The organism is Mesorhizobium sp. WSM4828, from assembly GCF_055811175.1.
Genome location: NZ_JBVVQK010000066.1, coordinates 1 through 10,342, shown reverse-complemented (window position 1 = coordinate 10,342; position 10,342 = coordinate 1). Strand labels below are relative to the sequence as shown.

Annotated in this window: 7 protein-coding genes and 1 pseudogene; 2 read left to right on the top strand and 6 right to left on the bottom strand. The window is 60.5% G+C overall.

Annotated elements, in window-relative coordinates; all coding sequences use genetic code 11:
* From AC0L2X_RS32015 to glmS, 4 genes and pseudogenes are all read right to left on the bottom strand, one after another.
* Positions 1 to 225, bottom strand: a pseudogene (locus AC0L2X_RS32015) (type 2 periplasmic-binding domain-containing protein); the annotation flags it as partial.
* 123 nt (positions 226 to 348) lie between these two features.
* On the bottom strand, positions 349 to 945 hold the full coding sequence (locus AC0L2X_RS32010; protein WP_473601159.1) for a hypothetical protein: 597 nt from the start codon (positions 943 to 945) through the stop codon (positions 349 to 351).
* Positions 946 to 1,199: 254 nt separating this feature from the next.
* A complete protein-coding gene (locus AC0L2X_RS32005) occupies positions 1,200 to 1,415 on the bottom strand; it encodes a hypothetical protein (protein WP_473601158.1) in 216 nt (71 codons plus the stop codon).
* Between the two features lie 430 nt (positions 1,416 to 1,845).
* Positions 1,846 to 3,669, bottom strand: a complete 1,824-nt coding sequence (glmS, locus tag AC0L2X_RS32000) for a glutamine--fructose-6-phosphate transaminase (isomerizing) (RefSeq protein ID WP_473601157.1) — start codon at positions 3,667 to 3,669, stop codon at positions 1,846 to 1,848.
* Positions 3,670 to 4,859: 1,190 nt separating this feature from the next.
* Here glmS and AC0L2X_RS31995 point away from each other — a divergent pair.
* Together AC0L2X_RS31995 and AC0L2X_RS31990 are read left to right on the top strand one after the other, a co-directional pair.
* Positions 4,860 to 5,183 (top strand): low affinity iron permease family protein, encoded by a 324-nt coding sequence (locus AC0L2X_RS31995; protein ID WP_473601156.1) that lies wholly within the window; start codon positions 4,860 to 4,862, stop codon positions 5,181 to 5,183.
* A gap of 49 nt (positions 5,184 to 5,232) precedes the next feature.
* Positions 5,233 to 5,433, top strand: a complete 201-nt coding sequence (locus AC0L2X_RS31990; RefSeq protein ID WP_473601155.1) for a DUF2905 domain-containing protein — start codon at positions 5,233 to 5,235, stop codon at positions 5,431 to 5,433.
* A 1,439-nt stretch (positions 5,434 to 6,872) separates the two neighbouring features.
* Here AC0L2X_RS31990 and AC0L2X_RS31985 read toward each other — a convergent pair.
* Both AC0L2X_RS31985 and rlxS read right to left on the bottom strand, forming a co-directional pair.
* A complete protein-coding gene (locus tag AC0L2X_RS31985; RefSeq protein ID WP_473601154.1) occupies positions 6,873 to 7,547 on the bottom strand; it encodes a Crp/Fnr family transcriptional regulator in 675 nt (224 codons plus the stop codon).
* Positions 7,548 to 8,174: 627 nt separating this feature from the next.
* Positions 8,175 to 10,145 (bottom strand): relaxase/mobilization nuclease RlxS, encoded by a 1,971-nt coding sequence (gene rlxS, locus AC0L2X_RS31980; protein ID WP_473601153.1) that lies wholly within the window; start codon positions 10,143 to 10,145, stop codon positions 8,175 to 8,177.
* Positions 10,146 to 10,342: the final 197 nt, after the last annotated feature.

Below are 10,342 nucleotides of genomic sequence, written 5' to 3'. Positions count from 1 at the left end.
GCTTGCCGGATCACTGTTGTGAAGGGCGGGCCATTGGACGGCCTCGGTGAATGCGGGAAGCGGCAGCGGAAGTTCGATGATGCGCAGGGGGAAGGTTTTTTCGAAATATTTAACCAGCCGGAAGGGCATGGTCGCTATACGAGCTGTGCCTGAGACCATCGGCGGGATCATGCTCAAGGCCTGCACGATAACCTCGACACGTGTCTTGAGGCCATGCTCAAGAAAAAAACCGTTCCGCGATGGAGGGCTTCAGCTCGGACCCTGAGTCGTGCGATTAACGAACGTCACTTCACTGGTCGAACGGGTGAACCGCTTCTATCGGGTCGTCGCCCGTGGCGCTTCTATTCCCTATGCTGCCTTGATTTCGCGGTCCTCGCCAAACTGTTCAGACAAATTAAGCCAGCTCTCCCGAGGACAGACGCCGGCCGTCTCTCCCATTCTATCTACTCTCTCCCCCGACTGCATGGTGGCCTGCATCTGTTTGCCGATGCAGATGGCGAGGTAATCAAGGCGCTGCACACCGGTGACGGCGTTATCGCAACTAGCTCGGCCCTCGACTTCATCCGTGTCAAAGCCACGACCGACCACGATGTTGGGCTTCCAGCTTGGGGGAATCGGAAGCCAGAGATCACGTGGCCAAACGAAGGCCTTTGTGAGGATACGGCATCCAATCACTGGATAAATGCGCGGATCGAATGACTCATCTGACCGATATCGACGAATTCGCTCATGCATTTCGACATGGCTGCGCACGCCCCTTCGCTGGTGGCGCCCCAGCCGGAGACCCGATACGGGGGTCAAGGGCAGATCGGTCGCATCCGTGGCAAGTTCGATTGCGGCGCCGACCGACAGGGGTTCCTTAAGCCTAATGAGCGCTGTGCCGAAGTCGAAGCGGCCTGGAATCTGCCCCCATTTCGGGTGAACGAAGATCGCCGTCGAATACACGCACGCCGTCGCTCTTGGTCTTGAACACAGTGCCGGCCAGCACGTCGATGTCCGCGGGGGTTCGCCCCTCCAACCGCCGACGATGAAGCCATCAAAATCGCCGAGCCAGGCAGGAGCCAGGCCGACTGAGACAATGGCCGCAGCGCCAATGCAGCTCTTCAAAATCTGGCGTTCATTGCAGCGTTCTCCTTCTGTCCAAAACTCAGTCCGCTTCCAAAACTTTGCTTGACCAGCGCGCAGCTCGGGCCTGCGCGTCAGCTCGTCAGGCTGGCGCGTGCCGCAGCGATTGCTGCTGCCGGGTCGACGCAGCCAAACCCGAAATGGATCGAATGGCCGTCCAGGTCGTAGGCCGCGGCGTCGCCGATGCGTCGCGCGGTCCGCTGCAGGAAAGCCATTTCGAGCTCCTGCGCGCCTTTGCCGGCGATGCTCTGCTCTCCGCAGCCCTCGCCGCGTACGGCTACCGTGCGCATGAATTCGGCGATTCCATACTGCTGGATTACCAGCCGCGGGTTCTATCGCGCGAATAGAACCGGGCCGAGGTGCTCGAAACGAAGAGTCTACGCGCGGCGTGATATGAATGACGGCAAAATCGTTGGCATATCGGGCTCAATACGGAATGGGCGGGGATCACTCTGACTGGAAACGTGAGAGTTGCCGGTCTTACGATGGCAAAGACTTAGGACAGGCCTGGGTTCGCCGCTAATGCGCGTGCTACGCGCATGGCGACGGCAGTCGCGACCTCGCTGAAATAGAATCTCGTGGTCGCCCACAATGTCGATAGAGCAACACAGACCCAGCGGCCGCGGACCTGGTCCGGGTCTCATCGAGATCCAAGTGCCAGTGAGGCGCGCGTATGGTTGAGGTGTATTTTCGATGGGCACCACTATGAGCACGTCACAATCATTCGACGGTGACCGATTTTGCGAGATTGCGCGGCTGGTCGACATCTTTGCCCATGAAGACCGCCGTGTGGTAGGCAAGAAGCTGTATCGGCAGCGAGAAGATCATCGGCGCGATAATCTCGTCCACGACCGGCAGCACGATGGTGTGCATCGTGTCGAGTTTCGACGCAGCGGCCCCTTTTTCATCGGTGATGAGGATAATCCGCCCTCCGCGGGCGGCGGCTTCCTCCATATTGGAGACGGCCTTGTCGTAAAATCGATCATGTGGCGCGATGACGATCACTGGCATGTTCTCGTCTATCAATGCGATTGGACCATGCTTCAATTCACCAGCCGCATAGCCCTCAGCATGGATGTAGGAAATCTCCTTGAGCTTCAGCGCGCCTTCCATGGCCAGTGGGAAACTGGTGCCGCGGCCGAGATACAGGACGTCATGACACTTTGACAATTCGCGCGACAGGAGCTCGACATCTGGCTGGATGCTGTTCAATACCCGCCTCATAACGCCCGGCATTTCGGCAAGGCTCCCGACGAGCGCCTTCACCTCATCTTCGGTTACCGTTCCACGGGCCCTGGCAGCCCTAATGGCGAGTGTGGCAAGAACCGCAAGCTGGCAGGTGAATGCCTTGGTGGACGCGACGCCGATCTCCGGGCCGGCAAGGATCGGGAAGACCGCGTCGGCCTCCCGAGCGATGGTGGATTCGCGGGTATTGATGACAGCGCCGGTTTTCAGCCCGCGCCGCTTGCAGTACCGCAGCGATGCGAGCGTATCGGCGGTTTCCCCGGACTGCGAAATGAAAAGAGCCGCCGACTGCGGCGGCAACGGGATCTCCCGGTAGCGGAATTCGGATGCAACGTCGATTTCAACCGGCAGGCGCGCATAGCGCTCGAACCAGTATTTTGCGATCAGTCCGGCCAGATAGGCGGTGCCGCAGGCCGAGATCGCCAGGCTCGGGATGCTGGCGAAATCTATGCTGGAAGCCGTATCGATGCGATTCCCTTCGAAGTTGATGTAATGACTGAGCGCACGGGCGACGACCTCGGGCTGCTCGTAAATTTCCTTCTCCATGAAGTGGCGATGATTGCCCTTAGTGGCCAGGTATGCCCCGGGCATGGAGGTCTGGCGCGGACGCTCGACGGGATGGCCATCGAAATCGAAGATATCGGCGCCTGTCGTGCCAATAACGGCCCAGTCGCCGTCGACGAGATAGGTGATTGCATTTGTGAAGGGAGCAAGCGCGATGGCGTCGGAGCCGAGGAACATCTCGCCGTCGCCGTGACCAATCGCCAGCGGTGGTCCATTGCGCGCCGCCATGATGGTCAACGGATCATCCTCGAAGAGAATGGCAAGCGCGTAGGCGCCCCTGACGCGCTTCAGCATGGCATGCATTGCCTCACCCCGCCCCATGCCCTCCCGGCGGTGTCTTGCCAAGAGATGCACTACAACTTCGGTGTCGGTGTCGGTCTGGAACTCGGCGCCCGCCGCCGCCAGTTCGTCCTTCAACTCGGTGAAATTCTCGATAATGCCGTTATGAACGACGGCCACACCGTCCGTAAAATGCGGGTGCGCGTTGCGCTCAGTCGGTGCCCCATGGGTTGCCCAGCGCGTGTGTGCGATCCCGATGGTGCCACTCAGCGGCTCTTCTCTCAATCTCGTCTCGAGATTGACGAGCTTGCCTTTGGCGCGCCGGCAATGCAACGAGCCCTCGGAGATGGTGGCAACGCCGGCTGAGTCATATCCTCGATATTCAAGACGCCTCAACGCGTCGACCAAGCGCTCCGACACCGGCTGATGCCCAACGATGCCAACAATCCCGCACATGATCGTCTCCGAATTCTTCTCGGTAGCCTCAGTCGACCCGAAGGGCACCCGCCCAGCGCTGAGCCTCCTAATAGAATTTGGTGGTATTGGTAAAATCGATTATTGGGATAGCTGCCATCCAGCCAGTGGATGGGCGAGGACGTCCGGCGACGGATCGTTCATTTCCGCCATCCGGGTCTCCTGACGCAAAGCTGACTTTGCACTTCATTACAGTTGGGAGCCCATCAATTCGCCCAATTGACGCGATTTGCGGCTTGGTCCAATGCTTTTCCGACCTACTCATCGGCGGAAATCATTCCCTGCAACCTTGCCTCTGGTCAGCGGCGCACTGGGAGCTGGTAGGTCTTTCCTGGTCGTCCGCCACGACACGGCTGCCGCGTGGCCAAGCCCGCGGAACCTGCGATTTCAGGACGCGTCCGGAGGGGTGAAGACGCCAGGTTTCTCAGCTTTTTGGACGAACCGGCATGACACCTCGTTCGCTGCAGGCCCCTTCGAGCACAATCGAAATAGTGCTACCGTTCGAGCTGCGAAGCGCGACGGATCGATCAAACGTTGCACCAAGCACGGGCATGGGATTTGGATCGGCTGTGCACAGTGCCGCGGGATCGTGAGAAACGAGTAGGGCAGTGCCAATTTGCGTCCACCAAACGCCAGTTAGGACGAGTTCGTAGCCGGTTGAGGCGTGCCGATCATCGCAATGTCCGCTTTTTACACGGCGTTGACTCATCCCGCCTAGCGGTCCTTAGTTTTGATCCCTTCACTGCCACAATGACGGCCTTCGGAAGCTTGGGGGGTTCAAAATGCCGTTCAAACGAGCCGGTCTATACCCTTCCGATCTCGATCTATGCCAACGGGTATTCGACCAGATATGCACTGACGAGCATATCGCCCACTCATCGTTGGAGGCCGAGTATCTGGCCCTGGAAATTTTGGTCGCGTTGGAAGAGGCTGACGAGGATGCGCCTGAGCTGCTCGAACTCGTTAGATCGAAGCGGCAGGCTACTCGACAGCTCAGAAATCCTGCAGAGAGGCATGGGAAACGTCCTCGCCGTTGAGGCGATGCTTCGCCCCGACCTTGATCCCCGGCCTAGTCCACTCCGTTGCGAGCCTCTTTCGCAAACTCTTGCATGCTTGCTTACGCATCCGGTCGGTCTTTCTGGAACCCGCGCCAAACTCGTCGGTTCTGGACAATGCCAAAGCACGATGTCGCAAAGATTCTGACCTCCATCGGCACGTGGACATCCCGGCCGGCGGCTTTTCTTGTCTTTCTCGCCTATGCGGCGCTTTGGGTGATCTTCGACCGCTCGAGCTTAGACTGGCATGGCGTTGCCACTCTGGCGACCTGGGCTATGACGCTGTTCATTCAGCGCGCCGAGCATCGCGATACTCAGGCTCTGCACGCCAAGATGGACGAACTGCTTCGCTCAGTCGGCGATGCCGACAACGAGACGGCGAAGATCGACAAGAAAGAACCAGAAGAAATTGAGTCTCAACGAGAGCAAAAACACCAATGAGATTGAGACAAGCCAAGGCCAGCCACCATATTCCCGGCCGGATGCCGCCATGTCCAGAACTCTGATCATCATTGGTTTGATGATAGTTGCCATAGGCCTATTGTGGCCCTGGTTGTCGCGGGTCGGTTTGGGCAGACTGCCCGGTGACATCATGATCGAACGTGAGAACTTCACGTTTTATGCTCCCATCGGCACCGGGATTCTGATCAGCATCGTGCTCTCGTTTGTTCTGTGGCTACTCGACCGATAGGCGAGGACGGCGAGCTCGCGTCGCCGGAGGGAACGAACGACGCGGGCATCGGACCTGTCCGATCTGATAGCAAGAATGACCGGAAGAGTTGCTGCCTGGCGTGAACTTTCCGTGCGGGCCGGTGTTCCGCGGTGTGTGAATGAAAAAACCCGCCGCACGGTTCAGTGCGGCGGGATCGGTCAGGCGCTATTGCACCAAGCGGGGGTTTAGGGTGGGCGGGCTTGCCAGGTGCGCGCGCGGCCGAAGACCAGCTTAGGCGCATGAGCTCCGACAGGTCTAGCAACCGCCAGTTGGACTGCCACGAAATTGGCTTTCGAGAGCTTTGTGTCAGTGCCGGAGGGGCAACATAGTTGCCGGAAACCAGCCTTGGCACGGCACGTGCTCAGTCGTGACCTCGCAAAGGATGCGTGGACGAAACCGCGTCCTCATCAATCGGGATCCTGGCGAGACCTCGAATGCGAGATGGTGGCGAGACCCGGCTCTGACTCTTCTTCGCTACATTCCAGGCTGTGATCACGCGCGCCGCTGCTCGGCAGCATGCTCGCGGTCTGGCGCAAAGCTGGTCAGCAAGCGTCCTATGCCGCCGACCTCATTGAAATCTGCGTTGCGAGGGCTCGCCCCAAGCATTAGCTCCTCAAATGCGGAGCACCAAGTGACGTTGAACGCACACGGGCGGAGATCCGCGATCGTAGTTCCCGGCCGAAGCATCGCGGAGTGTTCGAGAGCGCGGAGTTCCGGGTGGGGAGATTCAGCCGCGGCGGTCAATATCGCCAAGCCGCCTACGCTGCCGCCGCAACCGGGCCCTGTCGATCTTAAGCAAGGCCGTATGCCAGACCCTGCCGATGGCGCCAAGGATAAGTTGCATTTCTACCTTTCTACGCAGCCCACCGCATTCCCATCTTCGCGTCACTCGATTTGATCGAGCTTCAAACACCGCTCTCGATTGCGAATCGGATCGCTATCAGTCAGTTCTTTGGCTGCCTGTGCAAGGCATTATGAGCGCCTCCTTCATACGGCGCTCGTCCGCCCTGCAGCGAGGCGAAGCGGAAGCGGCGCGCTAGACCGCCGTGTCGGCGCGAGTCTTACCGGCTGCAGGCAATGCTATTACGTCTCCCGGGCGCGGAGCCATGCTCGGTGGAACTCACGCTGCTCGTTCGCGGGCCATTCCAATTTTGGGCGCTGTTCGGGTGGTCAGCCCTCCACTCGTGGGCTCGGCCTCGGCAACTCGGAATCGCCTTGGCAACAGCCATTCTGCAGGCGCTTACTCCCCTGTTTGTGGCGGCCCCAAAGTAGGCCCAAGGAAAAGGTGACGTATCGGTTTGTCGATTTGAAAGCCTTGGGAGCCCGCCGACGAAAGCAGCGTCCTTCAAGTCGGAATAGTATGCGCATGATCGTAAAGCGCTGTATGTCGACTGATCTCGGCGACGGTTGCCGCGTACTCATGGCAACGCCGGCTCGCCGATCAGGCGGGCATACTCCGCCTGCGGCTGCCCGTATGAGCCGTTTGCCAAGATGATGAGGCCGGCGCGGTCGCGGATGATGACCTCGCCACGATTCGACCTGATCAGGCCGCGGCCTTCCAGCAACTGAAGTGCCACGGTGACGCCCGGCCGTCGTACGCCCAACATGACCGACAGGAATTCATGGGTAACCGGCAACCGGTCGCCTTCTGTCCGATCGTCGCACATGACCAGCCATCTCGCCAGCCGTTCTTCCAGTTTCAAACGGGCATTGGCGAGCGCGGTGTAGCAGGTCTGGATATGCGCGTAATGCACATAGCGCAGCAGAAAAAGCCGCAGCGTCGGGCTGTCTGAAAGCGCCTTTGTGAATGGCTCGGTGTCCATGCTGAGAACCTCGGCCTCCACCTGAATGTAACAATCATGCTGGGAGCGATCGCCGCCCATGATCAGCGCCGAGCCGGTCATGCCCTCGAAGCCGATGACGCGAACCTCGGCGTCGACCTCCGGCCGCAGCTTCGCCACCACCGAGCCGATTCCCGTCTCAAAGAAATAGACGGCCTCGATCGGGGCGTTTGCGGTTTCGAGCTGGGTCCTCAATGGCAGAAAGCTGCGGTGAAGGTGAGGGCTGAGCAATTGCAGGTCCGCCGCAGACATGCGCCGCAGCAGTTCGTTTCTATAGGCAGTTTCCGGGCGATGAATTGGCGCCCGATCGCGGTCTTCTGAGTATGCGAGGCCAATTTTCGAATTGTTGGGGCTGGTCATGGCTCCCTCCCGAAATTGGGGCGGAAGCGCGATGTTCGCTCACAGCCGGCGATGCCCTGAACGTTTATCGCCGATGTCGCATCTTACACCCGTCGATGTGGCGAGTCTCGCCCATTGCAACCATAAGAGCGGTTCACCCCGTCCGCCGATCAGCTTCAAAAGCGGCGATACTCTGAATGCTCGAAAAGCGTCTAGCCAAACTGCTCGACGTCGTCAGATCGTTCGCGAAGCCATTAAAGCGTGGGCGGACGCGTTGCTCGGAATGCCCTTATCCTCATGCCATGTGGAAGCGCATCCACAGCGACAGAAGCCGGGAGGAGCTCGATTTTTTTCGTCGGAGCTGGTTCCGCAACTGTCCTCGATGCTTCCGCGAGCTCCGGGCGATCTGGCCCGCCCGAGCATCTTGGTGGACGGGCGCATTGTCGATGATCCGGTAGACCGGCCAGCTCGGACCGCCTTGTCCAACTCTTGCCGAGCCGGTCCAAGGCACACCGCGCCTGCGCATGGCTGCCAGGCAAGTCATGAAACGCTGGGCCCGCTCCTTTGCCGACCGATGTTCCAGGAGATACCCTCGCGCTGCGCCGTGCCAGAGACCTCTTTGCCGATATGCCGCTCGAGCACCGGCCGCCACGGGACCAGCACGAATTCGCGCGATTTCTCGATAACGGCATATTTGCCGCTGGCCAGCTCAACTGAGCGGCGGTGCGTGCCCTCTACCCGGTCTCCGGGTCGGGTTTCAGCATAGGACAGACCGAGCTCTTCCGAGAGCTGACCGGCAACACGGTTCAGCTCTCGCTGGCGGAGGATCGAAATCATGTTGGCGCGATAGACGGTGCGGTCCTGCTCTTCATGCGCGAGACCCTGGGCAATCAGCCATTGCCGCCTGCGGGCTTGCGCCTCCCGCACCTCACGACCAAAGCCGGAGTTGCGCAGGGCCTCCGGTGCATCGGAAACCATTTCCCGGTCGATCCAGGTGGCACCATCGAACGCGATTTGCTGCTCCAGCGGCATTGACGAGAGCTTGTCGACGACAACCGGCGCAGCCATGGCTCGCTTGCGCTCATAGTGAGCGACGTGGTCGAGATGGTTCGGCGCGATGATCCATGTGCCGTCGGCTTCGCGCCTGACAGTGCCGGTCTCACGGCGAATGGCTTCCAAGCGCCGTACATGGGTTTCGGCGAAGCGTTCGGTGGCAGATGGATCATGCTCCAGGTGGATATCAGCATTGTAGCGCCCGCCATGGACGGCGGCGATCTCGACGACGGTGCGGTCAACCTGCCTCGGAACGGTGTTTCTCGGGGTGACACGGACGATGCAGCCGTCGGGCGTCGGTTCGGTGGCCTCGCCTTTGCCGACATCGATGTAGTAGCTTTTTCCGTCCACCCCATCCACGATGAGGTAGTGGCGGTCCTTGATTTCGTCGGCAAGCCCGCGCGCCACAACACGGCCAATGACAGGTTGCGCGAGCTGACTGGATCGATCGTGGATCACCCAGTCGGCGGCACTCCGGGATAGTCCTTTGCCCGCAGTTTCGCGGTGCATCGTCTTGATGATGTCACCGCGCTCGCCGATGCGCCGCAGTGTTGCTTCGAGCTCATCGTCGAGGCGCCAGCGGCTGGAGCTGATCTCCTCGGCCAGGCCCATCCGTTCGAGTTTGCGCAGTCGGCCCTGGTGCAGCGTCTGTCGGAAGGCGTCGCGGCCGACCGGCGAAACCAGTCCGTCGCTGTCGCGCACGCTGAGCAGCTGCCGGTCGATGCTGGTGAAGCGCTCCTGCTCCATTTCTTGGCGCAGGCGGTGCTCGATCTCGCGATCGGTTCGCGGACCGAGATCGAGGCTGACCAGTTCGGCTGTCCGTTCGCGGATTCCGCTCGAGATATATTCCCGCGCGATAACCAGGTTCTCGCCGCGATCGTCCTTGCCCCGGACGATGATGTGGGTGTGCGGGTGGCCGGTGTTGAAGTGATCGACGGCGACCCAGTCGAGCTTGGTGCCGAGATCCTCCTCCATCTGCGTCATGAGCCGGCGCGTGAGTGGCCTCAGGTCATCATACTGAGTGCCGTCTTCCGGTGCGACGATGAAGCGGAACTGATGCCGATCGCCATCGGCACGATCAAGAAAGGCCTTGCCGTCGACGCGATCACTGTCGGCGCCGTAGAGCTCTCCAGGCGCGCCTTCTCGGGTAACACCGTCGCGCTGGATATAGCGCAGATGCGCACGCGCCCCACCATGGCCTTTGCCGGCCAGCTTGACGACGCGCGCCTTGACCACCACCCGCCGCTGCCGGAAGGCAGCATACCTATCGCGGGATTTCAGCAGCGCGGCGGCCGCTCCGCCGCGCCCTGCCCGGCTGCCGCTAAAGCGGCCGCCGCGCTGGGGCCGGCCGCCGGCTCTGTTGATCGCCGCCTGGACCTGGCTGGCGAAGCGTTTGCCGGCCTTCGAGCCGCGCGAGCCTATTCTGCCGAGCTTCGGCCTGAATTCGTCATCCTGCATCGTGGCGTTCCAGAAAATCGCAAGAGAAATCAGATAGTTGCTCGCCCCACCCTCCCGGTTCTACCGGCAGCCTCCGGGAAAAACGATGTGCAGACAAAGACTTCGCCGGCTCCTGGAGGCGATGCCTTTATCTTGCCTTACGCCGCCCTTCCGCCCTTCCGCCCTTCCGCCCTTCCGCCCTTCCGCCCTTCCGCCCT